This is a genomic window from Enterobacter cloacae complex sp. I3, from assembly GCF_014896175.1.
Classification (GTDB): domain Bacteria; phylum Pseudomonadota; class Gammaproteobacteria; order Enterobacterales; family Enterobacteriaceae; genus Enterobacter; species Enterobacter bugandensis.
This window is the reverse complement of record NZ_JADBQZ010000011.1, coordinates 66,834-92,624: the sequence shown is the minus strand read 5'-3', so window position 1 is coordinate 92,624 and position 25,791 is coordinate 66,834. Positions and strand designations below refer to the sequence as shown.

Here is a 25,791-nt window from a genome sequence, read left to right as displayed (position 1 = left end):
GCCATTACGTTGTTTTTGAGTATTATTAATTCACATAAAGTGAATTAAACGGAGGGTATATGTTTCATTGTCCTAAGTGCAAGCATTCAGCGCATGCGCGTACCAGTCGCTATTTAAGTGAAAACACCAAAGAGCGCTATCATCAGTGCACCAATGTGGACTGCAGCTGTACGTTCGTGACGATGGAATCCGTGGAGCGTCTGATTGCAACTCCTGGCGCCTCTGAACGTGTCCGAACGGCTTCGTTGAGTCACGGTTAACGGCGGTGCCACCGGCTCATAAAAAACCAATAAAAAAGCCACTCAATCGAGTGGCTTAATTCTTTGATTCTACATCTAAAATTTGGTGGCCCCTGCTGGACTTGAACCAGCGACCAAGCGATTATGAGTCGCCTGCTCTAACCACTGAGCTAAGGGGCCGTGGCGGTGAATTATAAAGTAACTCCCCGCAGCAATCCAGCCATTCACACCTGCCTGCTGTTTTTATAAACAACGCATTATCAATCCTTTATACTTCCATAACGACGTATCAGTGGGAGTAAAGATGATCAACGACATTCTGGCCCCTGGCCTGCGGGTGGTGTTTTGCGGAATCAACCCGGGAAAATCCTCGGCGCACACCGGCTTTCACTTCGCCCATCCGGGCAATCGCTTCTGGAAAGTGATCTACCAGGCCGGGTTTACCGACAGGTTACTCAAGCCTGAAGAGGAGCAGCACCTGCTGGACACGCGCTGCGGGATCACCATGTTGGTCGAGCGGCCGACGGTACAGGCAAGCGAGGTCAACCTGCATGAACTGCGCAGCGGCGGGCGGGAACTGGTGAAGAAGATTGAAGACTATCAGCCCGCCGCGCTGGCGATCCTCGGTAAGCAGGCCTACGAGCAGGCGTTCAGCCAGCGCGGGGCTAAGTGGGGTAAGCAGAACATCACCATCGGCGTTACGCAGGTGTGGGTGTTGCCGAATCCGAGCGGGCTCAACAGGGCAACGCTGGATAAGCTGGTAGAGGCGTATCGGGAGCTGGATGAGGCGCTGATGGTGCGGGGGCTTTAGGAGCCTCTGCGGCCTGATGTCCTCACCCTGGTCCTCTCCCACAGCAAGAGGCAATAAAAAAGCTCCCCGAAGGGAGCTTTTTCACGGTCACGACAGTTTAGTCGTCCAGGAAGCTACGCAGCACTTCAGAGCGGCTTGGATGACGCAGCTTACGCAGCGCCTTCGCTTCGATCTGACGGATACGTTCGCGGGTCACGTCGAACTGTTTACCCACTTCTTCCAGCGTGTGGTCGGTATTCATGTCGATACCGAAACGCATACGCAGCACTTTTGCTTCACGGGCGGTCAGGCCAGCCAGAACGTCGTGCGTGGCGGCACGCAGGCTCTCGGTAGTAGCCGAGTCCAGCGGCAGCTCGAGGGTGGTATCCTCGATGAAATCCCCCAGATGCGAATCTTCATCGTCACCGATCGGTGTTTCCATGGAGATTGGCTCTTTGGCAATCTTCAGCACTTTACGGATCTTGTCTTCCGGCATCAGCATGCGCTCGGCCAGCTCTTCAGGCGTCGGCTCGCGGCCCATCTCCTGCAGCATCTGGCGGGAGATACGGTTGAGCTTGTTGATGGTCTCAATCATATGCACCGGAATACGGATGGTGCGTGCCTGGTCCGCGATAGAGCGGGTGATCGCCTGACGGATCCACCATGTCGCGTAAGTAGAGAACTTGTAACCACGACGGTATTCAAACTTATCTACCGCTTTCATCAGACCGATGTTGCCTTCCTGAATCAGATCCAGGAATTGCAGACCGCGGTTGGTGTATTTCTTGGCGATAGAGATAACCAGACGTAAGTTCGCTTCAACCATCTCTTTCTTCGCACGGCGGGCTTTCGCTTCACCGATTGACATACGACGGTTGATGTCTTTGACCTGCTCAATGGTCAGGCCGGTCTCTTCTTCAATTTGCTGCAGCTTCTGCAGACCGCGATAGACATCGTCCTTCACGTCGTGCAGTTTTTCAGACCACGGCTTGTTCATCGCGATAGCCGCGTTGAACCAGGTTTCGCTGGTTTCGTTGCCGGTGAAGAGGGTGATGAAGTTCTTCTTCGGCATTTTGCACTGCTCAACGCACAGCTTCATGATGATGCGTTCCTGGGTGCGTACGCGATCCATCATCACGCGCATGCTGTTTACCAGGTAGTCGAACTGTTTTGGCACCAGGCGGAACTGTTTGAATACTTCAGACAGCTTCAGGATCTCTTCCTGAGCGGCGGCATGGCTGCGGCCTTTCGCTTTGATGGTGTCACGCGTTACTTCGTACTGGGTACGCAGCTCGGCAAACTTCTCGCGCGCCAGTTCCGGGTCGATGCTGTTGTCATCGTCCGCGCTGTCGTCGTCTTCTTCCTCATCTTCATCTTCGTCGTCATCCATCTCTTCCTGAGACAGCTCAGAACCGACGTGAGTGGCGGTAGGCGCCATATCTTCTTCAGCGTTCGGGTCGACAAAACCGGTGATCAGGTCAGACAGGCGCGCTTCTTCCGCTTCAACGCGATCGTACTGCTCCAGCAGATAGGTAATCGCTTCCGGGTATTCGGCAACAGAGCACTGAACCTGGTTGATCCCGTCTTCGATGCGTTTTGCGATGTCAATTTCGCCTTCGCGGGTCAACAGTTCAACGGTACCCATTTCGCGCATGTACATGCGGACCGGGTCAGTGGTACGCCCGATTTCAGATTCCACGCTGGACAGGACCTGTGCAGCAGCTTCTTCCGCATCTTCGTCAGTGTTGTTGGAGGTTTCAGCCAGCAACAGATCATCGGCATCCGGTGCTTCTTCCATCACCTGAATGCCCATGTCATTGATCATTTGGATGATGTCTTCGATCTGGTCTGAATCGACGATATCTTCCGGCAGATGGTCATTGACCTCGGCATAGGTCAGATAGCCTTGCTCCTTACCGCGTTGGACAAGAAGTTTCAGCTGTGACTGCGGGTTTTGCTCCATAAGACGGTATCCACACTTAATTCGTTTGATTGGTGTCGGCGATGGTGCTGCCAACCTTTAAAGCGAGGGCGTACTTATATTTTTGCCGCTGCCTCTCAGTGCGGCTGCCGGGGGCTTCCCGATCGATATTCGGCACTTAAGCCGTTAAATTTTTTATTTCTTCGCCAGTTCCTGGTTAATCATCCAGAGCTCCCGGCGTTCTTCGCTGCTTAAGCCATGGGTGCGCTCGCGAGCTATCAACTCTTCCTGACGCAACTCAAGCATCGAATCAAACATATGGTTGAGCGAGTCGGTGAACGTTTTTTCTGCAATTTCCTTATCTGCTATATCGTCCCACATCGACAGTTTTTCAAGGGTAGCGGCCTCTTTTGTGCCGCGATAATGCTCTAAAAGTTGTCCGGTGGTCAGACCTGGCTGAGACAAACAAGTGTTGACCAGTTCTGAAAATAAGCCAAGTCCGGGCAACTTTTCGTGGTTCAAACCCGCCAGCGACGGCACTTGCGGAGCAAGTTCGGGGTTTTGCACCAGTAACCCTATCAGTATACGCATGGTTGTGCGTTTTAGCTGAGGCGCGGGGCGAACCGTGCCGTTTTCAGCCTGTTTAGGCATTAAACGTTCAAGCTGGCTGTCATCCAGAATGCCGAGCTTGTTGCCTAACTCCTGACGCAGGTAGATGCGCAGCGTTTCGCCGGGCACCTGGCTGATTAACGGCAGCGCCAGGGTACTGAGCTGCGCGCGCCCGTCAGGGGTACTCAAATCCACCTGCGGCATCAGGCTGTTAAACAGAAACGTGGAGAGCGGCTGTGCCTGCTCCATCCGCGCTTCGAATGCCGCTTTGCCCTCTTTACGCACCAGCGTATCCGGGTCTTCACCGTCGGGCAGGAACATAAAGCGTAGCTGACGTCCGTCGGTCATATACGGCAGCGCGGTTTCCAGCGCTCGCCAGGCGGCGTCGCGTCCGGCTCGGTCACCGTCGTAACAGCAGATGACGTTGTTGGTCACCCTAAACAGCAGTTGAATATGATCGGCAGTGGTGGACGTACCTAACGACGCAACCGCGTAGTTAATGTCGTACTGCGCCAGCGCAACGACGTCCATATAGCCTTCGACGACCAGCAGACGCGGAGGTTCCGCATTGTCCTGCTGCGCCTCATAAAGACCGTACAACTGGCGGCCCTTATGGAAAATATCGGTTTCCGGAGAGTTGAGGTATTTCGGCAGGGCATCACCCAGCACGCGACCACCAAAACCAATTACCCGGCCACGCTTGTCGCGGATCGGGAACATCACCCGTTCACGGAAGCGGTCGTAGCTTCGTCCCTGGTCGTTAGTGACCAGCATGCCTGCGTCGATGAGGGATTTACGATCTTCGCTATTGCCGCCAAAACGCTTTAACACGTTGTCCCAGCCGGGCGGGGCGTAACCAATAGCGAAACGCGCAATCACATCGTCGCTCAGTCCGCGCTTGTTCAGATACTGACGCGCAGGCTCAGCCGCAGAGTGCTTAAGAGACTGTTGGTAAAACGAATTCAGGCCATCCATCAGTTGATACAGCGTTTGCCGCTGATGGCGCTCGATCTGACTTGGCCCACTGCCTGCTTCATACGGCACTTCAAGATTATGCATCGCCGCCAGTTCTTCGACGGTTTCAACGAACTCGAGCTTGTCGTAGTTCATTAAAAAATCGACGGCATTACCGTGTGCGCCACAGCCGAAGCAATGGTAAAACTGCTTTTCACCGTTTACGGTGAAGGAGGGGGTTTTTTCGTTATGGAACGGACAGCACGCATGGTAGTTCTTGCCCTGCTTTTTCAGCTTTACCCGCGCGTCGATGAGATCGACGATGTCGGTTCTGGCGAGCAGGTCATTGATGAAAACGCGTGGGATTCTTCCGGCCATATGCCCCAAAAATTTAAGCGACTTATAAACGAAAACAAGCCGCGCATTCCTTCCGGAAGCACGGCCTTACGACTACTACTCTGTCTGTCAATTGAGGGCGTTGGCCCTCAACAGATTAGTACAGACGAGTACGGCGTGCGTTTTCGCGAGCCAGTTTCTTCGCGTGACGTTTCACAGCGGAAGCTTTAGCGCGCTTACGTTCGGTCGTTGGTTTTTCATAAAACTCACGACGACGAACTTCAGCCAGAACACCTGCTTTCTCGCATGAACGTTTGAAGCGACGCAGTGCTACGTCGAACGGCTCGTTTTCACGTACTTTAATTACCGGCATGTAACTCTCACCTTTAATAAATTCGGTTTGCCGCTGGCATCAACGCCAGCTTATTTCAAAATGGTGCGGAATTTTACTGCAAATGCTGCTGCTTTGTAAAGCACCGATGCGATTTTGAAAGGGACTTTAATAAGGGTGAGGAGTATACACGAGCCTTCTTCCTGGGGCGAACAAAGTTTTACATCAACCCGCCCAGGCTCTACACTGCGCGGTATTGAAACGAGGTAAAACAAGTCATGCGTGTACTGGGTATTGAAACATCCTGCGATGAAACCGGCATCGCCATTTACGACGACGAAAAAGGGCTTCTGGCCAACCAGCTGTATAGTCAGGTGAAATTGCACGCTGACTACGGCGGCGTCGTACCTGAACTGGCCTCTCGTGACCACGTGCGTAAAACGGTGCCCCTGATTCAGGCGGCGCTGAAAGAGGCCGGATTAAGCTCAACCGATATTGACGCCGTAGCCTATACCGCCGGTCCGGGCCTGGTCGGCGCGCTGCTGGTCGGCGCAACGGTGGGGCGTTCGCTGGCCTTCGCGTGGGACGTTCCCGCCATTCCGGTTCACCACATGGAAGGGCATCTTCTGGCACCGATGCTGGAAGAGAATCCGCCCGAATTCCCGTTCGTGGCGCTGCTGGTCTCCGGTGGGCATACCCAGCTGATTAGCGTAACGGGTATTGGCAAGTACGAGCTGCTGGGCGAGTCGATCGATGACGCCGCCGGTGAAGCCTTCGATAAAACCGCCAAGCTGCTGGGCCTGGACTACCCTGGCGGCCCGATGCTCTCTAAAATGGCGTCGCAGGGAACGGAAGGGCGCTTTGTCTTCCCGCGCCCGATGACCGACCGTCCGGGGCTGGACTTCAGCTTCTCCGGGCTGAAAACCTTCGCGGCGAATACTATCCGCAATAACGACGACAGCGACCAGACCCGCGCCGATATCGCCCGCGCGTTCGAAGATGCGGTAGTGGATACGCTGATGATCAAGTGCAAGCGTGCGCTGGATCAGACCGGCTTCAAGCGTCTGGTGATGGCGGGCGGCGTCAGCGCCAACCGCACGCTGCGCGCGAAGCTTGCGGAGATGATGCAAAAGCGTCGCGGGGAAGTGTTCTACGCGCGTCCGGAATTCTGTACAGATAACGGGGCGATGATCGCCTACGCCGGTATGGTGCGCCTGAATGCGGGGGCAACGTCCGACCTGAGCGTGTCCGTGCGTCCGCGCTGGCCGCTGGCGGAACTGCCTGAGGCGTAACCCCCTCACCCTAACCCTCTCCCCACAGGGAGAGGAAAATTTACGACTACACCCGCAGCATCCCTTTCTCTTCCAGAAACGCAATAATCGTCCCCAGGCCGTCACCCGCCTTCAGGTTGGTAAAGGTCCACGGGCGCTCGCCGCGCATGCGGTTGGTATCACGCTCCATCACCTCCAGCGACGCCCCCACGTATGGCGCAAGATCGGTTTTGTTGATCACCAGAAAATCGGATTTGGTGATCCCCGGCCCGCCCTTGCGCGGGATTTTTTCCCCTTCGGCCACGTCGATCACGTAAATGGTCAGGTCCGCCAGCTCCGGGCTGAAGGTCGCGCTCAGGTTGTCGCCGCCGCTTTCAACGAAGATCAGATCCAGATTACCGAACTTCTCGCTGAGTGCTTCTACCGCCGCGAGGTTCATTGAGGCATCTTCGCGGATGGCGGTATGTGGGCAGCCGCCCGTCTCCACGCCCACGATGCGCTCCGGCTCAAGCGCGCCCGCCTCGGTGAGGATGCGCTGATCCTCTTTGGTGTAGATATCGTTAGTGACCACCGCCAGATGGTACGTGTCGCGCATCGCCTTGCAGAGCGCTTCCAGCAGCGCGGTTTTGCCCGATCCTACCGGACCGCCTACGCCCACGCGCAGGGGATGTTTGTAATCAGCCATGTTGACTCCTCAGGAACGGAATAGTCGTGAATATTGTGTTTCGTGGCGCGCGGAGGCGATGGCCGACAGTGGCGTAGCTGCCCCCAGCGCGTCGTCGCCACGTAAAAATGCCTGTTCAAATCCGGCGGCAAAATGGTCGCTCAGCTCGATAATCAGCTGCTGCGCCGCCTGCTGTCCGAAGGGGACGAGCTTGACGCCCGCCATCACCGCGCTCTCTATCCAGCTGTAGCCGAGGCTCAGCGCCAGCTCGCGCGCGCCAATGCCCCAGCGCACGCCGAGCCACGCCATGCCGCAGAGCTGGCTCTGCGCAAACAGCGGCAGCCACTCTGCCGGGCAGTTCGGCTCCCAGCTTTTAATCAGGCGCGTAAAGGCCGCACCACGGTTGCGCTCCTCTTCGCGCAGCTCGCGCGTTTCCCGGCAGGCGAGCAGATATGTCGTCCAGCGTTTTGCTGCCGCGACGTCCTGCTGTTCGCAGGCCCGGAACAGCCGGATAAACATCGGCAGATCGACGCAGAAAAAACTCTCCTCCATCTGCTGGATCTGCCAGCGTTTAAAGGCGTCGGCGTTCGCGACCCAGCCCGCCTCAACGGCCCACTCCAGCCCCTGCGACCAGGTAAACGACCCGACCGGCAGGCTGCTGCTGGAGAGCTGCATCAGGCGCAGCCACTGGCGGGCGTGCTCCATCAGCTCATCAGCGTCAGCAGGGCGGAGATGATCAGCCCGCCGCCGAAGGTTTTACGCAGCCCGTCGTGACGGCGCAGCAGCAAGCCTGCGGCGAAACTGGCGCACAGCACCGTCGCGCTGGCGAACATAAACCCGCTAGTGAACAGCCAAAAGCTGTGGCCAGACATCTCCACCCCGTGCGCCCAGCCGTGGAACATCGCCAGGGCAGGTACCGCCAGCAGCAGGCGGTTTTCAGTTTTAAACATCATCACGCCGCAGACCGCCAGCGAGGCGATAATCAGCATCTCCATGCCGCTAAAGCCGCCGAGCAGGCTGCCCGCAATGGCGCCAACGAGCATCATGCCGAGGGTGGCAAACGGCAGCAGGAGCTTGCGGCCGCTCAGGGCAGACAGCACGCCAGCCCCGGTCAGCATCAGCAGGTGATCCAGCCCGGTCAGCGGATGGAAAAACCCAGCCTGAAAGCTGTCGGCGCCGTGGCCGGGATGCGCGAGCGCGGGAACGGAAAAAGCCAGCAGTAACAGCGGTAAATACTTACGCATGATTGATCCTTAATGTGAATGAGCGTGAGAGTGACTGTGGGCATCGCTAGTGTAAGCGCCCGCTTCCGGTTCAAACGGCAGGCTGGCGAAGCTTACCTCCAGCCCGAACTGGCGCAGCATATCGTCGAGAACGTGATCGTGGTGATAACGCAGCTCGCCGGGCATGACCTGCAGCGGTACGTGGCGGTTGCCCAGGTGGTAGCAGGCGCGGGCGAGTAGGAACGGATCGGCGCAGCGCACCACGGAAACCGACTCCGGGGCGGCGATCACCTCAATCACCTCGCTGCCGTCTTCGTTACAGAGCAGGTCGCCCCCGCGCAGCAGCAGGCCGCGCGGCAGCATCAGTCCGGCTTCACGACCGTCGTTCAGCGATACGCGGGCGCGGCTTTTCACCCGCACGTCAATCGGCAGCGTGACGCTGGCGGTGATCGGGTGCGCGTGGTCCAGACGTTGTGTTAAGTAGATCATCTTCACTCCTTAAAACAGGAAATAGCGTTGCGCCATCGGCAGAACGTCAGCCGGTTCGCTGGTTATCAGTTCACCGTCGACGCGCACCTCGTAGGTTTGCGAATCGACGGTGATGTTCGGTTGCAGAGCGTTATGGATCATGTCGGCCTTTTTCACCGTCCGGCAGCCTTTTACCACCGCCGTGGCGCTCTGCAGGCTGAGCTGCTGCGGGATGCCGTTCGCGTGGGCCGCCTGAGAAACAAACGTCAGCCGCGTGGCGTGACGTGCGGCGCCCAGCGCGCCAAACATCGGGCGGTAATGCACTGGCTGCGGCGTGGGGATCGAGGCGTTGATGTCGCCCATCGGCGCGCAGGCGATCATCCCGCCTTTGACGATGGTGGCCGGTTTTACGCCAAAGAAGGCGGGGGACCAGACCACCAGATCCGCCAGCTTGCCCGCCTCAATCGAGCCCACTTCATGGGCGATGCCGTGGGTCAGCGCCGGGTTAATGGTGTATTTGGCGACATAGCGCTTCACCCGGAAGTTGTCGTTATCGCCGGTCTCTTCCGGCAGCGCGCCGCGCTGGACCTTCATGCGGTGCGCCACCTGCCAGGTGCGGATAATCACTTCCCCGACGCGGCCCATGGCCTGCGAATCTGACGACGTGAGCGAAAACGCGCCGATATCGTGCAGCACGTCTTCCGCGGCGATGGTCTCCCGGCGAATGCGGGATTCGGCAAACGCCACGTCCTCGGCGATATCCGGGTCGAGGTGATGGCAAACCATCAGCATGTCGAGGTGCTCGTCGATGGTGTTCACCGTGTAGGGCAAGGTCGGGTTGGTGGAAGAGGGCAGAATATTCGGATGCGCGCAGGCAGTGATGATATCCGGCGCGTGACCGCCGCCCGCGCCTTCGGTGTGGAAGGTGTGGATGGTGCGTCCACCGATGGCCGCCAGCGTGTCTTCGACAAACCCGGACTCGTTCAGCGTGTCGCTGTGCAGCGCAACCTGAATATCCATCTCTTCGGCCACTTCCAGCGAGCAGTTGATCGCCGCGGGCGTCGCGCCCCAGTCTTCGTGGATCTTCAGCCCGATGGCGCCGGCGGCGATCTGCTCGCGCAGAGCGTTCGGGTTGGAGCCGTTACCTTTGCCGAGCAGGCCAATATTCACCGGCAGCGTATCGGCGGCCTGCAGCATGCGGGCGATATACCACGGCCCCGGCGTGCAGGTTGTGGCGTTGGTGCCCGCCGCCGGACCGGTGCCGCCGCCAATCATGGTGGTGATGCCGGAGACCAGCGCCTCTTCCGCCTGCTGAGGGCAGATCCAGTGGATGTGGGTGTCGATCCCGCCGGCGGTGACGATCTTCCCCTCGGCGGCAATCACTTCCGTCGCGGCGCCGATCGGGATCGTCACGCCGGGCTGAATGTCCGGGTTCCCGGCTTTGCCGACGGCGAAGATCCGCCCGTGCTTCACGCCGATATCGGCCTTCACGATCCCCCAGTGGTCGACGATCAGCGCGTTGGTGAGAACCAGATCCACGCAGCTGTCAGCGGTCATCTGCCCCTGACCCATGCCGTCGCGGATCACCTTCCCGCCGCCGAACTTGACCTCTTCGCCGTATATCGTGAGATCGTTTTCCACTTCGATCCACAGCTCGCTGTCCGCCAGCCGCACTTTATCCCCGGTAGTGGGGCCGAACATGTCGGCATACGCCTGACGTGAAATTTCAGCCATGTTTCACCTCGCCCATGACCTCGCCGCGAAAGCCAAAAATGCGCTGCGCGCCCGTCACCTGCACCAGCGTCACCTCTCGCTTCTGGCCTGGCTCGAAGCGCACGGCGGTACCCGCCGGAATGTTCAGCCGGTAGCCCCTGGTGGCTTCGCGATCAAACTTCAGCGCCGGGTTGACCTCGTAAAAGTGGTAGTGCGATCCGACCTGGATCGGCCTGTCGCCGTGGTTTTCAACAACAACACTTTGGGCTTCACGCCCGACGTTGATCGCAATAGTGCCGGGCTGGATCTGGTATTCACCTGGGATCATCACGTGCTCCTTACACGATCGGGTTGTGGACGGTGACGAGCTTGGAGCCGTCCGGGAAGGTGGCTTCCACCTGAATATCCGGGATCATCTCCGGCACGCCCTCCATCACCTGATCGCGCGTAAGGACGTGGCGGCCCGCCTCCATCAGCGCGGCGACGGTTTCGCCGTCGCGCGCGCCTTCCATGATGAAGGCGCTGATCAACGCGACCGATTCCGGGTAGTTGAGCTTTACCCCGCGCGCAAGGCGGCGTTCGGCAACCAGCGCGGCGGTAAACAGCAACAGCTTGTCTTTTTCTCTGGGGGTCAGTTCCATAACGTTTCTCTTATGTCTGCCAGATGCGCGGCGAACAGGCGGTTTTGGTAGTAAGAAGCGGGCGAAGCGACTGCCAGATGTCGCGCATCGCCCGCTGGCAAATCAGGTTGTCGTGGGAGAGAAAACGCACCGACAGCAGAGCGTCGGTGAGCGTTGCCCCCGCAAAATGGCCCAGAGGCGCGAGCAGCGCGCGCACCGTGTCGAGATGATCTTCCCGGGCCGGATAGAACAGCAGGGTGCCGATCCACGGGTGTCCGGCAACGGGCGTGAGATCGCCGTCGCCGAGGTGCTGGCGCTCTATCAGGCGCGGTTCGTCATCCACCCACACCTCAAGGCGGCTCTCCAGCGTGCCGTGGCTGAAGGTCTCACCGATTACCGGGCGGCCCAGGCAGTACAGCTCCCACGCCAGCAGCGTGCTGGAGGCCTTAAGGTGGAAGATGGAACGCAGCGCGGCGTTCGCGCCGGGAAAGATAATGGTGTCCTGCGGCAGCCACTCCAGCGTGGCGTTTTCATCAAGATAAAAGTGCTGGCTCAGACGCGCCTGCGGGCCGCTGCTGCGGTAGAACTTGCTGGCGCCGGGCATGGTGATAAGCGCGTGGCTTTTGGCATCGAGCCGAACGGAAATATCCAGCGTATCGCCGCCCACGACGCCGCCGGGCGGGTGCAGCAGATAGAGGTGGCAGGTTTTTCCTTCGGGATAAAACGGACGTTGTACGGTGAGCGGCCCGACGTGTCGAGCGGAACGCAGGAGGGTTTTCTCAGGGGTGTGACAAAACTGCAGGGCAAGCGACGCCTGCCAGCCTTTATACGTATTATCAGTGACCTGAGCTGCTAACATGCTGCTTCCATCTGCGCATCATCGGGGTCGTTTCAGTATGCCCTGGCGGAAATGAAGGCTGTCATATGAGTCGCTTATGGATAGAGGAAATTAAAAAGCACGGCCCGGGGCCGTGCTCTGTATGAAGCATGACGATCCTATTTCAGGTGGTCATGCAATGCTGCACCTGCCTGCTCAAGGGCGACTTTAACCGTTGGCTCCTGGCTCAGCGGGTTAAGCAGGCCGTAATCGTGGATCATGCCGTTATAGCGCGTGACGGTCACCGGGACGCCAGCCGCATCCAGTTTACGCCCGAATGCTTCACCTTCATCCCGCAGAACGTCCAGCTCAGCTGTCTGAATCAGCGTCTCCGGGAAGCCTTTCAACTGTGCAGTGCTGGCGCGAAGCGGAGAGGCAAGGATATTGTTACGATCGGCAGCGCTGGTGGTGTAGTTGTCCCAGAACCATTTCATCATGTTTTTTGACAGGAAGTAGCCATTTTCGAACTGGTGATAGGAAGCCGTATCAAAGCTGGCGTCCGTCACTGGCCAGAGCATCACGTTGTAGCGAATTTTTGGCCCATTAAACTGTTTGGCCTGCAACGCCACTGAAGCCACCATGTTGCCGCCCACGCTGTTACCAACCAGGCCCAGACGGCTGCCGTCCACGCCAATTTCCTGGCCGTGCTCGGCTACCCATTTTGTCGCTTCATAGGCCTGATTGATTGCCACCGGGAAATGGGCTTCAGGTGACGGTGTGTAATCAACGTAAACCGCTGCGGCGCCTGATGCACGAACCAGATCGCGGATTAAACGTTCGTGGGTTGGAAAATCACCCAGCACCCAACCGCCACCGTGGAAGAACATAAATACCGGGAGCGTACCGGCAGCATGTTCAGGCTTCACAATTTTAAGGGCGATCGTCTGGCCATTGACCTGGATCGTTTTTTCAGTCACCTGAGCGGGCGGCAATTTTGCTCCTTGCTGTGCGCCGATCAGTACCTGGCGGGCCTCCTGCGGGGTCATCTGTTCCATCGGTTTCCCTTTGCCAGCATTCAGGACATCAAGAAATGCCTGTACGCCTGCGGTCGGGGCTGGAGTATTGGTGGTTTGAGCGGATGCCGCGGCTGACGCGAAGACGGAAGAAATCAGGATGGCGGTTAATGTTTTCATGGTGGTACCCCTTTTAACGTATTTGATTGGATAACTAAATAGTGCGCTACTTAGTTGTTGATGTAATACTTGCGCGCAAGATACTTTTAGTCAAACATTATTTATAATTTTTTTTAGACAACAGATTCAGGGTTGATAGAAAAATGAAAGAAAACAAAACACTAGATGATTTATTGTGCTTCTCGCTGTACTCGGTCACCAATGCGTTCGTGCGCCAGTATCGCCCCCTGCTGCAGGAGATGGATCTGACCTATCCGCAATTTGTTGTTTTGATGGCGCTTTATGAGAAAGACAACATCCCGCTTCGCGATCTCAGCGATAAAACCTATTTTGATTCAGGCACATTGACCCCGCTGGTTCAGAAGCTTGAGGCAAAAGGTTTTCTCAACCGTATCGCGGTTGTGGGGGATGAAAGGATGAAAAATGTCGTATTGACCGATAAAGCGAAAGAACTGAAAAAGCAGGTGATGGCGCTGCCGGACCAGATTCGCTGCAGCATGCGGATGAATGATGATGAGCTGGAAATGCTAAAAAAACTCTCCCGAACGCTGCTGGAAGATTTGTAAGCGCACTTCGGTGGAGGGAACCCACCGAAGCGATGTGTCGTTACCGGTAGTCCTCCGCATCCACATCATACCCGGACGGCTCCCAGCGGATCGCCAGCAATGACGCCAGACCGATAAACGGCGCCAGCGCAATCACCCAGAACACGGCGGTGTCGAGAGACGCGACCAGCAGCGGGAACAGGAACAGCGACAGCGTGGAGCTGCTGCGCATCAGCGTCTGGTTGAGACCCACGCCCACGCCGCGCAGCGAGGTCGGGTAGCTCAGCGAGGCGAACGTCATGGTATGCGCGCCCGGGCCAAATCCCTGACCGAACAGAAAAAGCGCCAGCATCGCCACGGCAAGCACACCTTCAGAAGCACCGTCCGGTCGACCAATCAGCGCCAGCCCCAGCAGCGCCACAAGCTGACAGGCGTAACCCGCCAGCGACATCCGCCACGCGCCGAAGCGCGGCACGTAGCGCACCGCCAGTAATCCGCCGATAAACGCAAACAGCAGGTTCAGCGCCAGCGAGATCACAATAGTGGTCAGCATAGACTGCACGAAGAAGCTTGAAATAATCACCGGCAGGCCAAAGGCCACGGCGTTATAGGCGAACGAGGAGACGACGGACAGCAGCGTGGCGAGCGTGGTACGCCGCAGATAGATGCCGTGGAACAGGTTCAGATAGTTCGACCATTTGGCTTTATTCACGACAGGCGCAGGCTGGGTGAGCGCATCCTGCGGGACGTGGGCGTTAATATTGTACGACTGCCGCAAAATGGACGCCGCCTCTTTCAGGTTGCCCTGATTCGCCGCCCAGACCGGCGATTCGCTCATATAGCGGCTGCGGATGGCGATAATCACCAGCGCGGGTACCGCGCCAAAGCCGAGAATCAAACGCCAGAGCCAGTCGCTGTGGCTTTCCGGCAGCACGGCGTAGAAAAAGAGAACCAGAAGGTAAGAGATGCTGATCGCCGCATACCAGGTAGGGCACCACATCGCGACGCTGGAGGCCTTATTGCCCGGCCCTTTCAGCCTGGCAAACTCGCTCAGGAACGCCATCGCCACGGGAAGGTCGATCCCCACGCCAAGGCCCATCACAAAGCGCGCGCCCGCCAGCACATATTCATTCGGGGCCAGCGCGCAGGCGATAGCGGCGACGACAAAGAATACCATGTCGGCCATAAAGACGCGGTAGCGCCCGATTTTATCCGTGAGGTAACCGCCGAGCAGCGCCCCGACAATCGCACCAAAGGTAATCGCCGAGGCCACCATGCCGGTACCGGCGGGCGTCAGGTTAAATTCGCGGGTAATGTCTTTAATGCCGAACGCCAGCGCGCCTAGATCGTAGGCATCGAGGAAAATCCCGCCCAGAGCGATACCGACCACGATCCGGGCGTTAGCCCGGCCCTGTGAGCCGTCATTAACGAGACGTGAAACGTCCGATGCACTGCGCACCCACTGAATGTCGCCATCAGGGGGAATTCCTGCCGTTGAAAGGGGAGTGGTGTCTGTGATTTCTGCCATATTCTTTTTGTGTGGTTGTGTTGTGTCTCTAACAGTTACCACAGGCAGAAGGTGACAAAAATCACATTTGGTTATAAGGCATAACTAACCGCCTACTCGGGATCTTTTTTCTTTCGCTTGAGCTTCGTCCAGATCTTCGTTTCCTGGCGTCGCCACAAGCGCTGGATATTGTCGTGATGACGCAGCAGGATCAGGCAGGAGAGCATCGATACCGGGAAGGTGAATTGGGGTTTAAACCACCAGACGTAAAACGGGGCAATCAGCGCGCTGACGATGGCACCCAGCGACGAATAGCCGCTCAGCAGAATGGTCAGCAGCCAGGTCCCGGCCATGACGCCGGTTAAGTCCCATCCGATGGGCGCGATGGCACCAAAGGCGGTCGCCACCCCTTTGCCCCCTTTAAAGCCGAAGAATACGGGCCAGATATGGCCGACGCAGGCGGCGATGGCGATGAGCCCCAGCCAGAATGGCGTGACGCCCAGCGCATACGCGCCCCAGACGGGTAGCATCCCCTTCAGAACATCAAAAATCAAAACCGCTACGGCTGCTCCCTTGCCGCCAATTCGAAGCACGTTGGTCGCTCCCGGATTCCCGGAACCACTTTCACGCGGGTCAGGTAACCCGGCAATGCGGCAGACCAGAATGGCGCTGGAGATTGAGCCGCAAAGATAGGCGAGGAGGATCATTCCAGGCGCGATTGCACTCATAACGCTGTTCCGTTTTGAAAATGTATCTGTATTCTCAGCATCTGTGGATAATACGCATAATTCGCCGGAAGTGGTATCCGGTTTAGCCAAAAAGCAGGCAGGTCGTGATGGATATTGTATTTATAGAGCAACTTTCGGTAATCACCACAATTGGTGTTTACGACTGGGAACAGACCATCGAGCAGAAACTGGTGTTCGATATCGAAATGGGATGGGATAACCGCAAATCGGCAAAAAGCGATGACGTGAATGACTGTCTGAGCTATGCCGACATCAGCGAAGCGGTGATCGGCCACGTGGAAGGACAGCGTTTTGCGTTGGTGGAACGGGTGGCGGAAGAGGTGGCGGATCTGCTGCTGACCAAATTCAACTCACCGTGGGTACGCATTAAGCTGAGCAAGCCGGGCGCGGTGGCGCGCGCCGCCAACGTAGGCGTGATTATCGAGCGTGGCACAAATCTGAAAGGAAAGATTTAACGTCATAATTGCTAAACCATTTTAGGTTATATCGGTCTTAAGGCTGTATCTTTCACGGTAGCCGTTAGGGGCGACCGTTTTTTTATATCTTTTTTAGGGGTTTATAGATGAGCGATATGCACTCGCTGCTGGTGGCGGCAATTCTGGGTGTGGTCGAAGGATTGACGGAGTTTTTGCCGGTTTCCAGTACGGGCCATATGATTATCGTTGGCCATCTGCTTGGCTTCGAAGGCGATACCGCAAAGACGTTTGAGGTGGTAATTCAGCTGGGCTCGATTCTGGCGGTGGTGGTGATGTTCTGGCGTCGCCTGTTTGGCCTGATCGGCATCCATTTTGGCCGTCTGCCGCAGCGTGAAGGAGAGGGCAAAGGCCGCCTGACGCTGATTCACATCCTGCTCGGGATGATCCCGGCGGTGGTATTGGGGCTGGTATTCCACGACACCATTAAATCGCTGTTTAACCCGATTAACGTCATGTACGCGCTGGTGGTGGGCGGTTTCCTGCTGATTGCCGCGGAAGTGCTGAAGCCAAAAGTCCCGCGTGCGGAAGGCCTGGACGATATGACCTATCGTCAGGCGTTTATCATTGGCTGCTTCCAGTGTCTGGCGCTGTGGCCGGGCTTCTCCCGTTCAGGTGCGACCATTTCAGGCGGGATGCTGATGGGCGTGAGCCGCTATGCGGCGTCCGAGTTCTCGTTCCTGCTGGCGGTGCCGATGATGATGGGCGCCACCGCGCTGGACCTTTACAAAAGCATTGGCTTCCTGACCACAGGCGATATTCCGATGTTTGCCGTGGGCTTTATCACCGCCTTTATCGTGGCGCTGATTGCCATCAAAACCTTCCTGCAGCTGATTAAGCGTATCTCGTTTATTCCGTTCGCGATCTACCGCTTTATCGTCGCGGCTGCGGTGTACGTGGTCTTCTTCTGATAACCGATTGCCCTCACTCTTTCGGCTGAGGGCAACGCTTTTCCTTCCACGCGGTAACCGCGTCAATCCGCCGTTTGGTTAGCTCCTCGCGAATCTCCGGGCCTTTAAATCCTGCCTCAACCACGTCTTTCGTTGGCACCGCTTTTGCGACTTCCCACGCTTCGCGCAGCAAACGCCCCTGGGGATAATCGGACGCTTCAAACCCGGTGCGGCCGCGCACGTCCGCTTCGCTGGTGAGCGCAATCTGCTCTACGCGCTGCGGCTTGCGCCAGGCGTCGATATTATCGAACAGCTTCACGATGGTGGCGGGCTTCAGGATCGGGAAGGTATGGATCAGGTCGTGGAACTCGGCGACCAGCTTTGCCAGATCGCGGATGTCATTCGGCACGCGCAGACGCTGGCAGAGCCCGTCAACCAGCTTTACCCCCGCCGGACCGTGCCCGTGATGGCGCGGCCAGAACTCTTTCGGCGTTAAGCCTTTGCCGAGATCGTGGCACAGGGTGGAAAAACGTACGTCCACCTCAGGGCTGAGCATGGCGGCCATGCTCAGCGTCATCAGCGTGTGTACGCCGGTATCAATTTCGGGATGCCATTTCGCCGGTGCGGGCACGCCAAACAGCGCGTCGATTTCCGGGAACAGCACCTTCAGCGCGCCGCAGTCGCGAAGAACCTGGAAAAAGACCTGCGGGTTGCGGGTGGTGAGGGCATTTTCCGTCTCTTTCCAGACGCGCTCCGGCGTCAGGTGTTCCAGCTCGCCCGCCTCGGTCATGGTCGTCATCAATGCCATCGTCTCATCCGCAATACGGAAGCTCAGATGCGCGTAACGCGCGGCAAAACGCGCCACGCGCAGCACGCGGAGCGGATCTTCAGAAAATGCCGGGGAGACGTGACGCAAAAGACGATCGCGCAGGTCGTCCTGCCCGCCGTAGGCGTCGATGATATGGCCGTTTTCGTCCTGGGCCAGGGCGTTAATGGTGAGATCGCGGCGCAGCAGATCCTGCTCCAGCGTCACATCCGGCGCGGCGTAGCAGGTGAAGCCCGTATAACCGGAACCGGATTTCCGTTCGGTACGCGCCAGGGCGTACTCTTCCCGGCTTTTCGGATGCAGGAACACGGGAAAATCGCGGCCTACCTGCTGGTAGCCCGCGTCGAGCATCTCTTCCGGGGTGGCGCCCACCACCACCCAGTCTTTATCTTTGACCGGCAGACCTAATAACGCATCACGTACCGCACCACCGACCAGATAACTCTTCACGCCCAACTCTCCCGTTTTCTCTTTTCCAGAATGATACGTAAGTCTGGCAGAGAAGACGAATTAGTTCATCCAGCGATCTTTACGCTTACGGCTTGGGATCAGATGTGGCAGAACCAGACCCAGCACCAGACCAACGCCCAGCACGCCGCCGCCATACATAAACCACTGCATGATGATGGTGCGCTGTTTGTCATCAAGCTGCAGGTTCGCGGCGTTCACTTTTTTCTGCGCGACGATCAGCTCGTTTTTCAGCTTCTGGTTCTCTTCTTTCAGACCGTTGATCACGCCGTCGCTCTGCGCCACTTTCTGCTGCATTTCAGCGGTGCGCTGGTTCCAGGTCCCGTCGATGTTGTTCAGCTTGTCGGTGAGGGTCTTCACCTGGTTTTCCAGATCCGGCACGCGGGTGCGCAGGCTTGGCACGGTGCTCAGCTCTTTCATTGGGATCCAGGAGGTACGGCCGGAACTGTCGCGAACCTGACCGTAATTGGTCTCCGCGTTGGTCTGCAACAGGGTGACTTCCTCGCCGGCATTCACCGTGCCCACGAGGCGATAATTGTCTCCGGGGCCACTGCGCACCCAGGTGTTAAGTTCGTCAGAAACGTAACGCTTCTCTTCAGCGTGCACTGCGGTTGCGGCGCTAAAAGCGAGTAAAGTAAGTCCAATCAGGCGTAATTTAAGCATCATTAGTCGTTATTTTCATAAAAAGTGGAACGATAGTAGTGGCAACAGTGTCTCTACGCAAAGCATTCATCAGCAATCAGAATCATCTGTGTCACGACTCTACACATTTACGCCCGACAAATTGCTCATTGCATGGCAATTTGGCGCAAAATACTATGTACTGACAAACAAATGGCGAGGAAGTTCGCCCTCATTGACGCGTCTGTGACGCCCGCAAAAGTACAAGGCTATGGCTCAGGAAATCGAATTAAAATTTATCGTCGAAAAAGACAGCGTTGACGCGCTCCGTCAGCATCTGAATACGCTCTCCGGCGAGCACCATGAACCCGTACCGTTGCTCAACATCTACTACGAAACGCCGGACAACTGGCTGCGCAACCACGATATGGGGCTGCGCATCCGCGGCGCGAACGGACGCTACGAGATGACGATGAAAATCGCCGGCCGCGTGGTCGGCGGTTTGCATCAGCGCCCGGAATACAATATCGACATCAGTAAGCCAGAACTTGAGCTGGAACGTTTCCCGGCGGAAGTCTGGCCGGAAGGCGAACTGCCCGCCACGCTGGCTGGGCAGGTGCAGCCGCTGTTCAGCACCGATTTCGCTCGCGAGAAATGGCTGGTGACGGAAGGCAAGAGCCGCATTGAAATCGCGCTGGATTTAGGCGAGGTGAAGGCGGGTGAGTTCCAGGAACCGATCTGCGAGCTGGAGCTGGAACTTCTGGAAGGGGATGCGAGCGACGTGCTGAAGCTGGCGCGCAAACTGGTAAGCCAGCCGGGTTTACGTCAGGGCAGCTTGAGCAAAGCGGCGCGCGGATACCACCTGGCTGCCGGAAATGCGCCACGCGTGCTGAGAGATACTCCGATTTTGCGCGTCGTCCCGAAAGCCAGCATTGAGCAGGGCATGGAAGCGGCGCTGGAGCTGGCGCTCTCCCAATGGCAGTACCATGAAGAACTGTGGGCGCGTAACGTCAAAAATGCCAAAAAACAGGTGCTGGCCGCTATTGGACTGGTGCGTCATACCCTGACGCTGTTTGGCGGTATCGTACCGCGTAAAGCTAGCGCTCACTTACGCGATCTGCTGACCCAGACCGAAACGCTGCTGCTTTCCGACGTGTCGGCGCAAACCGCGCTTTATAGCCCGCAAAATGCCGCGGCAAAACTGGCGCTGACCGAGTTTCTGGTGACGCGCGGCTGGCGCGTCTTCCTCGATGCAAAAGCGCAGACCAAAATCGCGGACAACTTTAAACGCTTCGCGGATATCCATCTTTCCCGCCACGCCGCCGAGCTGAGAACCACCTTCGCGCATCCGCTGGGCGACCAGTATGGCGACCAGCTTCCCCGCCTGGCGCGTAATATCGACAGCATGTTGCTTCTGTCGGGAGCGTACGAGGGCGTGAAGGCGCAGGCCTGGCTGGAGAACTGGCAGGGGCTTAAGCATGCCATTGAGACCCGTCAGCAGATTGAGATCGAGCATTTCCGCAACGAAGCCATTTCGCAGGATCCATACTGGCTGCACAGCGGAAAACGTTAATTCTGGCAAGGAACCCCTGATATGCCGCTTTCTTCGCAGTTACAGCAGCACTGGCAAACCGTTTGCGAACGTCTGCCCGAGTCGTTACCCGCGTCATCGTTAAGCGAGCAGGCGAAAAGCGTGCTCACGTTCAGTGATTTTGTGCAGGAGAGCGTCAGCGCCAATCCTGACTGGCTGGCAGAGCTGGAAAGCGCGCCGCCGCAGGCTGATGAGTGGCGGCACTATGCTGGCTGGCTGCAAACCGCGCTGGCAGAGGTGGCGGATGAAGCCACGCTGATGCGCGTTCTGCGTCAGTTCCGTCGCCGGGTGATGGTGCGCATTGCCTGGGCGCAGGCGCTGGAGCTGGTGAGTGAAGAGAGCACCTTGCAGCAGCTGAGCGAACTGGCGCAGACGCTGATTGTCGCCGCGCGGGACTGGCTCTACGCCGCCTGCTGTAAAGAGTGGGGCACGCCGTGCAGCGAAGAAGGGGTTCCGCAGCCGCTGTTGATTCTGGGGATGGGCAAGCTGGGCGGCTGCGAGCTGAACTTCTCCTCGGATATCGACCTGATCTTTGCCTGGCCGGAGAATGGCGCCACGCGAGGCGGTCGTCGCGAGCTGGATAACGCCCAGTTCTTTACCCGACTCGGGCAGCGTCTGATTAAGGCGCTGGACCAGCCTACGCAGGACGGCTTTGTTTACCGCGTGGACATGCGCCTGCGCCCGTTTGGCGACAGCGGCCCGCTGGTACTGAGCTTCGCCGCGCTGGAAGATTATTACCAGGAGCAGGGGCGCGACTGGGAGCGTTACGCGATGGTCAAAGCGCGGATCATGGGCGACAGCGACGACACCTACGCCAATGAGCTGCGTGCCATGCTGCGCCCGTTCGTGTTCCGCCGTTACATCGACTTTAGCGTGATCCAGTCCCTGCGCAATATGAAAGGGATGATCGCCCGCGAGGTGCGCCGTCGCGGTCTGAAGGACAACATCAAGCTTGGCGCGGGCGGCATCCGCGAAATCGAATTTATCGTTCAGGTCTTCCAGCTGATCCGCGGCGGGCGCGAGCCGTCGCTGCAGTCCCGCTCGCTACTGCCGACGCTGAGCGCCATTGAGCAACTGCATTTGCTTCCGGACGGCGACGCGCAAACCCTGCGCGAGGCCTATCTGTTCCTGCGTCGTCTGGAAAACCTGCTGCAAAGCATTAACGACGAACAGACCCAGACCCTGCCGGGCGATGACCTTAACCGGGCGCGCCTGGCCTGGGGCATGCGGGCGGATGACTGGTCAACGTTGACCGAACGGCTGGATGCCCATATGGCAGGCGTGCGCCGCATCTTTAACGATCTTATTGGTGACGACGAAAGTGAATCGCCGGACGATGCGCTCTCCGAGCACTGGCGCGAACTGTGGCAGGACGCGCTCCAGGAAGATGACACCACGCCGGTGCTGGCGCACTTAAGCGACGATGCCCGCCATCGCGTGGTGGCCTTGATTGCCGATTTCCGCCTTGAGCTGAACAAGCGCGCCATTGGCCCGCGCGGTCGGCAGGTGCTGGATCATCTGATGCCGCATCTGCTGAGCGAGGTCTGCTCCCGCGAGGATGCGCCGGTGCCGCTGTCGCGCATGATGCCGCTGCTGAGCGGGATTATCACGCGTACCACCTACCTGGAACTGCTGAGCGAGTTTCCCGGCGCGCTGAAACACCTGATTTCCCTCTGCGCCGCGTCGCCGATGGTAGCCAACAAGCTGGCGCGATACCCACTGCTGCTGGACGAACTGCTTGACCCGAACACGCTCTATCAGCCGACGGCGATGGACGCCTACCGCGACGAGCTGCGCCAGTATCTGCTGCGCGTGCCGGAAGAGGACGAAGAGCAGCAGCTGGAGGCGCTGCGTCAGTTTAAGCAGGCCCAGATGCTGCGCGTAGCGGCAGCGGATATCGCGGGTACGCTGCCGGTAATGAAAGTGAGCGATCACTTAACCTGGCTGGCGGAGGCGATCATCGACGCGGTAGTCCACCAGGCGTGGGTGCAGATGGTGGCCCGCTATGGCCAGCCGAAGCATCTTGCTGACCGCGAGGGGCGAGGGTTTGCCGTGGTTGGTTACGGCAAGCTGGGCGGCTGGGAGCTGGGCTACAGCTCCGATCTGGATCTGATTTTCCTGCACGACTGTCCGGCGGACGTCATGACCGACGGCGAACGTGAGATTGACGGGCGGCAGTTCTACCTGCGCCTGGCCCAGCGCATCATGCACCTGTTCAGCACCCGCACTTCGTCGGGCATTCTGTACGAGGTGGACGCGCGCCTGCGCCCGTCCGGCGCGGCAGGCATGCTGGTCACCTCGACGGACGCTTTTGCTGACTATCAGAAGAACGAAGCCTGGACGTGGGAACATCAGGCGTTAGTGCGCGCCCGCGTGGTGTACGGCGATCCGCAGCTCAAAACGCAGTTCGATGCGGTCCGCAAGTCAGTCATGACGACCCCGCGCGAGGGCAGCACCCTGCAAACTGAAGTGCGCGAAATGCGTGAGAAAATGCGCGCGCATTTGGGTAACAAACATCGCGATCGCTTTGATATTAAAGCCGATGAGGGCGGGATTACCGATATTGAGTTCATCACTCAGTACCTGGTGCTACTGCATGCCCACGACAAGCCGAAGTTAACCCGCTGGTCCGATAACGTGCGCATTCTGGAACTGCTGGCGCAAAACGACATTATGGACGAGCAGGAGGCGCAGGCCTTAACCCGCGCCTACACCACGCTGCGCGATGAGCTTCATCACCTGGCATTGCAGGAACAGCCGGGCCACGTGGCGCTGGACTGTTTTACCGCAGAGCGCGCCCAGGTGACGGCAAGCTGGCAGAAATGGCTGGTGGAGCCGTGCGTAACAAAACAAGTGTGATATTATCGCGCGCAAATTGTGAATCTTTCTGGAGTCAGGAATGAAAGTAACACTGCCAGAGTTTGAACGTGCTGGAGTAATGGTTGTCGGGGATGTGATGCTGGATCGCTACTGGTATGGGCCGACCAGCCGCATCTCTCCTGAAGCGCCGGTACCGGTGGTTAAGGTCGACACCATTGAAGAGCGTCCAGGTGGCGCGGCAAACGTGGCGATGAACATAGCCTCGCTGGGCGCGCACTCGCGTCTGGTGGGCCTGACCGGCATTGACGATGCGGCGCGTGCGCTGAGCAAGTCGCTGGCGGACGTGAACGTGAAGTGCGACTTCGTTTCTGTTCCGACACACCCAACCATCACCAAGCTGCGCGTGCTGTCGCGTAACCAGCAGCTGATCCGCCTCGATTTTGAAGAAGGGTTCGAAGGCGTTGATCCCGAGCCGCTGCACGAGCGAATTAACCAGGCGCTGGGCAACATCGGCGCGCTGGTGCTGTCTGACTACGCCAAAGGCGCGCTGGCGAGCGTGCAAACGATGATTCAGCTGGCGCGTAAAGCCAGCGTACCGGTGCTGATCGATCCGAAAGGCACCGATTTTGAGCGCTATCGCGGCGCAACCCTGCTGACGCCAAACCTTTCTGAGTTCGAAGCGGTGGCGGGCAAGTGCAAAACCGAGGAAGAACTGGTTGAGCGCGGCATGAAGATCATTGCTGACTTCGAGCTGTCCGCGCTGCTGGTCACCCGCTCCGAGCAGGGGATGACGCTGCTGCAGCCGGGCAAGGCGCCGCTGCATATGCCAACCCAGGCGCAGGAAGTGTACGACGTGACCGGTGCCGGTGATACGGTGATCGGCGTGCTGGCGGCAACGCTGGCGGCGGGTAACTCCCTGGAAGAGGCGTGCTACTTCGCGAACGCCGCGGCGGGCGTGGTCGTCGGTAAATTGGGTACTTCAACCGTTTCGCCAATCGAGCTGGAAAACGCGGTGCGCGGGCGTGCGGATACCGGTTTTGGCGTGATGACCGAAGACGAGCTGAAGGTGGCCGTTGCCGCCGCGCGCAAGCGCGGTGAAAAAGTGGTGATGACCAACGGCGTGTTTGACATCCTGCACGCGGGCCACGTGTCGTATCTGGCGAATGCGCGCAAGCTGGGCGATCGCCTCATTGTGGCAGTGAACAGCGATGCGTCGACCAAACGCCTGAAGGGCGAAACGCGCCCGGTGAACCCGCTCGAGCAACGTATGATTGTGCTTGGCGCGCTGGAAGCGGTGGACTGGGTGGTGTCGTTTGAAGAAGATACCCCGCAGCGCCTGATTGCCGGGATCCTGCCAGACCTGCTGGTGAAGGGCGGCGATTACAAGCCGGAGCAAATCGCAGGTAGCGAAGAGGTCTGGGCCAACGGCGGTGAGGTGATGGTGCTCAATTTTGAGGACGGGTGTTCAACCACCAATATCATCAAGAAGATCCAGAAAGACAGTCAGTAAAAAACGGGCCAGTTGGCCCGTTTTTTTTCACCCTCTCCCTGTGTGAGAGGGCATCAGGCCGCACTTACTCCTGATCGTCCACCGGTGGAATGGCCGGTGCCGGCTTCACTTCTTCCGGCGCATTGCGGTTTTCCAGCTCGCTCAGACGCTGTTCCAGCAGCGCCAGCTTCTCGCGGGTGCGCAGCAGAACCTGGGTCTGCACGTCAAACTCTTCGCGGCTGACTAAATCAAGGCGAACCAACTGCGCCTGCAGCGTCTGGCGGATTTTCTTCTCAACGTCATCACCAAATTCACGAATGCCCTTTGGCATGGACTCATGAACCTGACGCGCGATCTGCTCAATTTTTTTCGGGTCAATCATAATGGCTTCCCTTGATAAGTCGGTGTTGATGAACATTGTAGCGCGTCATGACCCAGGATAAAGCAGATTTGTTTGAAGCTTATGCATTGCCCAGGTTAATCAATAGCGTTATAGTTATCTCGCTTATTCTCAGGGCGGGGCGAAATTCCCCACCGGCGGTAAATCAGCTTAGCGCTGAAAGCCCGCGAGCGCTTTGGGTGAATTCTCAAAGGTCAGCAGATCCGGTGTAATTCCGGGGCCGACGGTTAAAGTCCGGATGGGAGAGAGTAACGATCCAGTCG

At 58.1% G+C, this 25,791-nt stretch carries 26 protein-coding genes, 1 tRNA gene and 1 riboswitch; of the genes, 9 read left to right on the top strand and 18 right to left on the bottom strand.

All coding sequences use genetic code 11. The features are described 5' to 3' along the window. Positions 1 to 59 precede the first annotated feature (59 nt). Entirely contained in the window at positions 60 to 260 is a 201-nt protein-coding gene (locus IM271_RS10495) for an ogr/Delta-like zinc finger family protein (RefSeq protein ID WP_052682964.1), read from the top strand. Between the two features lie 83 nt (positions 261 to 343). Here IM271_RS10495 and IM271_RS10490 read toward each other — a convergent pair. Next, positions 344 to 419 (bottom strand) — tRNA-Ile (locus tag IM271_RS10490). 124 nt (positions 420 to 543) lie between these two features. On the opposite strand from IM271_RS10490, the gene mug reads away from it, so the two are divergent. Continuing rightward, positions 544 to 1,050 carry a G/U mismatch-specific DNA glycosylase gene (mug, locus tag IM271_RS10485; protein ID WP_006812011.1) on the top strand — a complete coding sequence of 169 codons (507 nt, stop codon included), beginning with the start codon at positions 544 to 546 and terminating at the stop codon, positions 1,048 to 1,050. A 97-nt stretch (positions 1,051 to 1,147) separates the two neighbouring features. Here mug and rpoD read toward each other — a convergent pair whose 3' ends face one another. The 3 genes from rpoD to rpsU form a co-directional block, all read right to left on the bottom strand. Then, positions 1,148 to 2,992, bottom strand: coding sequence for an RNA polymerase sigma factor RpoD (gene rpoD, locus IM271_RS10480; RefSeq protein WP_028014473.1), 1,845 nt, complete (start codon positions 2,990 to 2,992; stop codon positions 1,148 to 1,150). A 153-nt stretch (positions 2,993 to 3,145) separates the two neighbouring features. After that, positions 3,146 to 4,891, bottom strand: coding sequence for a DNA primase (dnaG, locus tag IM271_RS10475; RefSeq protein WP_028014472.1), 1,746 nt, complete (start codon positions 4,889 to 4,891; stop codon positions 3,146 to 3,148). A gap of 115 nt (positions 4,892 to 5,006) precedes the next feature. Next, positions 5,007 to 5,222, bottom strand: a complete 216-nt coding sequence (gene rpsU / locus IM271_RS10470) for a 30S ribosomal protein S21 (protein ID WP_001144069.1) — start codon at positions 5,220 to 5,222, stop codon at positions 5,007 to 5,009. Between the two features lie 236 nt (positions 5,223 to 5,458). Here rpsU and tsaD point away from each other — a divergent pair, with 236 nt between their 5' ends. Then, a complete protein-coding gene (gene tsaD / locus IM271_RS10465) occupies positions 5,459 to 6,472 on the top strand; it encodes a tRNA (adenosine(37)-N6)-threonylcarbamoyltransferase complex transferase subunit TsaD (RefSeq protein ID WP_028014471.1) in 1,014 nt (337 codons plus the stop codon). 46 nt (positions 6,473 to 6,518) lie between these two features. Here tsaD and ureG read toward each other — a convergent pair whose 3' ends face one another. The 9 genes from ureG to IM271_RS10420 all read right to left on the bottom strand — a co-directional run bounded on the left by ureG (position 6,519) and on the right by IM271_RS10420 (position 13,149). Then, positions 6,519 to 7,136, bottom strand: coding sequence for an urease accessory protein UreG (gene ureG / locus IM271_RS10460; RefSeq protein WP_022651876.1), 618 nt, complete (start codon positions 7,134 to 7,136; stop codon positions 6,519 to 6,521). A 9-nt stretch (positions 7,137 to 7,145) separates the two neighbouring features. Continuing rightward, positions 7,146 to 7,820, bottom strand: a complete 675-nt coding sequence (locus IM271_RS10455) for an urease accessory protein UreF (RefSeq protein WP_193052566.1) — start codon at positions 7,818 to 7,820, stop codon at positions 7,146 to 7,148. Then, a complete protein-coding gene (locus IM271_RS10450; protein ID WP_193052565.1) occupies positions 7,820 to 8,359 on the bottom strand; it encodes a HupE/UreJ family protein in 540 nt (179 codons plus the stop codon). The genes IM271_RS10455 and IM271_RS10450 overlap by 1 nt, the downstream gene beginning before the upstream one ends. 9 nt (positions 8,360 to 8,368) lie before the next feature. Then, positions 8,369 to 8,827 (bottom strand): urease accessory protein UreE, encoded by a 459-nt coding sequence (gene ureE, locus IM271_RS10445; RefSeq protein WP_193052564.1) that lies wholly within the window; start codon positions 8,825 to 8,827, stop codon positions 8,369 to 8,371. A 9-nt stretch (positions 8,828 to 8,836) separates the two neighbouring features. After that, on the bottom strand, positions 8,837 to 10,540 hold the full coding sequence (gene ureC, locus IM271_RS10440) for an urease subunit alpha (RefSeq protein ID WP_193052563.1): 1,704 nt from the start codon (positions 10,538 to 10,540) through the stop codon (positions 8,837 to 8,839). Beyond that, complete coding sequence (locus IM271_RS10435; protein WP_028014465.1) at positions 10,533 to 10,847, bottom strand: urease subunit beta; 315 nt, start codon at positions 10,845 to 10,847, stop codon at positions 10,533 to 10,535. The genes ureC and IM271_RS10435 overlap by 8 nt, the downstream gene beginning before the upstream one ends. 10 nt (positions 10,848 to 10,857) lie before the next feature. Beyond that, positions 10,858 to 11,160 (bottom strand): urease subunit gamma, encoded by a 303-nt coding sequence (locus IM271_RS10430; RefSeq protein ID WP_041908071.1) that lies wholly within the window; start codon positions 11,158 to 11,160, stop codon positions 10,858 to 10,860. A gap of 10 nt (positions 11,161 to 11,170) precedes the next feature. After that, a complete protein-coding gene (locus IM271_RS10425) occupies positions 11,171 to 11,998 on the bottom strand; it encodes an urease accessory protein UreD (protein ID WP_193052562.1) in 828 nt (275 codons plus the stop codon). A gap of 137 nt (positions 11,999 to 12,135) precedes the next feature. Beyond that, complete coding sequence (locus IM271_RS10420) at positions 12,136 to 13,149, bottom strand: alpha/beta hydrolase (RefSeq protein WP_028014463.1); 1,014 nt, start codon at positions 13,147 to 13,149, stop codon at positions 12,136 to 12,138. A 143-nt stretch (positions 13,150 to 13,292) separates the two neighbouring features. On the opposite strand from IM271_RS10420, the gene IM271_RS10415 reads away from it, so the two are divergent. Continuing rightward, positions 13,293 to 13,715 (top strand): MarR family winged helix-turn-helix transcriptional regulator, encoded by a 423-nt coding sequence (locus IM271_RS10415; protein WP_047367377.1) that lies wholly within the window; start codon positions 13,293 to 13,295, stop codon positions 13,713 to 13,715. A gap of 40 nt (positions 13,716 to 13,755) precedes the next feature. On the opposite strand, the gene IM271_RS10410 is transcribed toward IM271_RS10415, so the two are convergent. Continuing rightward, positions 13,756 to 15,222, bottom strand: coding sequence for an MFS transporter (locus tag IM271_RS10410; protein ID WP_193052561.1), 1,467 nt, complete (start codon positions 15,220 to 15,222; stop codon positions 13,756 to 13,758). 92 nt (positions 15,223 to 15,314) lie between these two features. Then, positions 15,315 to 15,929 (bottom strand): glycerol-3-phosphate 1-O-acyltransferase PlsY, encoded by a 615-nt coding sequence (gene plsY / locus IM271_RS10405; protein WP_014833311.1) that lies wholly within the window; start codon positions 15,927 to 15,929, stop codon positions 15,315 to 15,317. A 107-nt stretch (positions 15,930 to 16,036) separates the two neighbouring features. Between plsY and folB the strand changes: the two genes are divergently transcribed. Both folB and bacA read left to right on the top strand, forming a co-directional pair. Beyond that, positions 16,037 to 16,405 carry a bifunctional dihydroneopterin aldolase/7,8-dihydroneopterin epimerase gene (folB, locus tag IM271_RS10400; protein ID WP_028014460.1) on the top strand — a complete coding sequence of 123 codons (369 nt, stop codon included), beginning with the start codon at positions 16,037 to 16,039 and terminating at the stop codon, positions 16,403 to 16,405. Positions 16,406 to 16,512: 107 nt separating this feature from the next. Further along, positions 16,513 to 17,334, top strand: a complete 822-nt coding sequence (gene bacA, locus IM271_RS10395; protein ID WP_028014459.1) for an undecaprenyl-diphosphate phosphatase — start codon at positions 16,513 to 16,515, stop codon at positions 17,332 to 17,334. A 13-nt stretch (positions 17,335 to 17,347) separates the two neighbouring features. Here bacA and IM271_RS10390 read toward each other — a convergent pair whose 3' ends face one another. Next, on the bottom strand, positions 17,348 to 18,589 hold the full coding sequence (locus IM271_RS10390) for a multifunctional CCA addition/repair protein (RefSeq protein WP_063155344.1): 1,242 nt from the start codon (positions 18,587 to 18,589) through the stop codon (positions 17,348 to 17,350). Between the two features lie 60 nt (positions 18,590 to 18,649). Continuing rightward, positions 18,650 to 19,270 carry a TIGR04211 family SH3 domain-containing protein gene (locus tag IM271_RS10385; RefSeq protein WP_028014457.1) on the bottom strand — a complete coding sequence of 207 codons (621 nt, stop codon included), beginning with the start codon at positions 19,268 to 19,270 and terminating at the stop codon, positions 18,650 to 18,652. Positions 19,271 to 19,499: 229 nt separating this feature from the next. Here IM271_RS10385 and IM271_RS10380 point away from each other — a divergent pair, with 229 nt between their 5' ends. From IM271_RS10380 to hldE, 3 genes are read left to right on the top strand one after another with little or no spacing between them, the layout of a single operon-like run. Next, a complete protein-coding gene (locus IM271_RS10380) occupies positions 19,500 to 20,801 on the top strand; it encodes an inorganic triphosphatase (protein WP_193052560.1) in 1,302 nt (433 codons plus the stop codon). Between the two features lie 21 nt (positions 20,802 to 20,822). Further along, positions 20,823 to 23,678, top strand: coding sequence for a bifunctional [glutamate--ammonia ligase]-adenylyl-L-tyrosine phosphorylase/[glutamate--ammonia-ligase] adenylyltransferase (gene glnE / locus IM271_RS10375; protein ID WP_193052559.1), 2,856 nt, complete (start codon positions 20,823 to 20,825; stop codon positions 23,676 to 23,678). Between the two features lie 40 nt (positions 23,679 to 23,718). Beyond that, the gene (hldE, locus tag IM271_RS10370) at positions 23,719 to 25,149 is read left to right on the top strand and encodes a bifunctional D-glycero-beta-D-manno-heptose-7-phosphate kinase/D-glycero-beta-D-manno-heptose 1-phosphate adenylyltransferase HldE (RefSeq protein ID WP_003862540.1); all 1,431 of its coding nucleotides are present in this window, start codon (positions 23,719 to 23,721) and stop codon (positions 25,147 to 25,149) included. A 64-nt stretch (positions 25,150 to 25,213) separates the two neighbouring features. Here hldE and ubiK read toward each other — a convergent pair whose 3' ends face one another. After that, entirely contained in the window at positions 25,214 to 25,510 is a 297-nt protein-coding gene (gene ubiK, locus IM271_RS10365) for a ubiquinone biosynthesis accessory factor UbiK (RefSeq protein WP_028014454.1), read from the bottom strand. 121 nt (positions 25,511 to 25,631) lie between these two features. Next, a riboswitch (FMN riboswitch) is annotated at positions 25,632 to 25,782 on the top strand. Positions 25,783 to 25,791 lie beyond the last annotated feature (9 nt).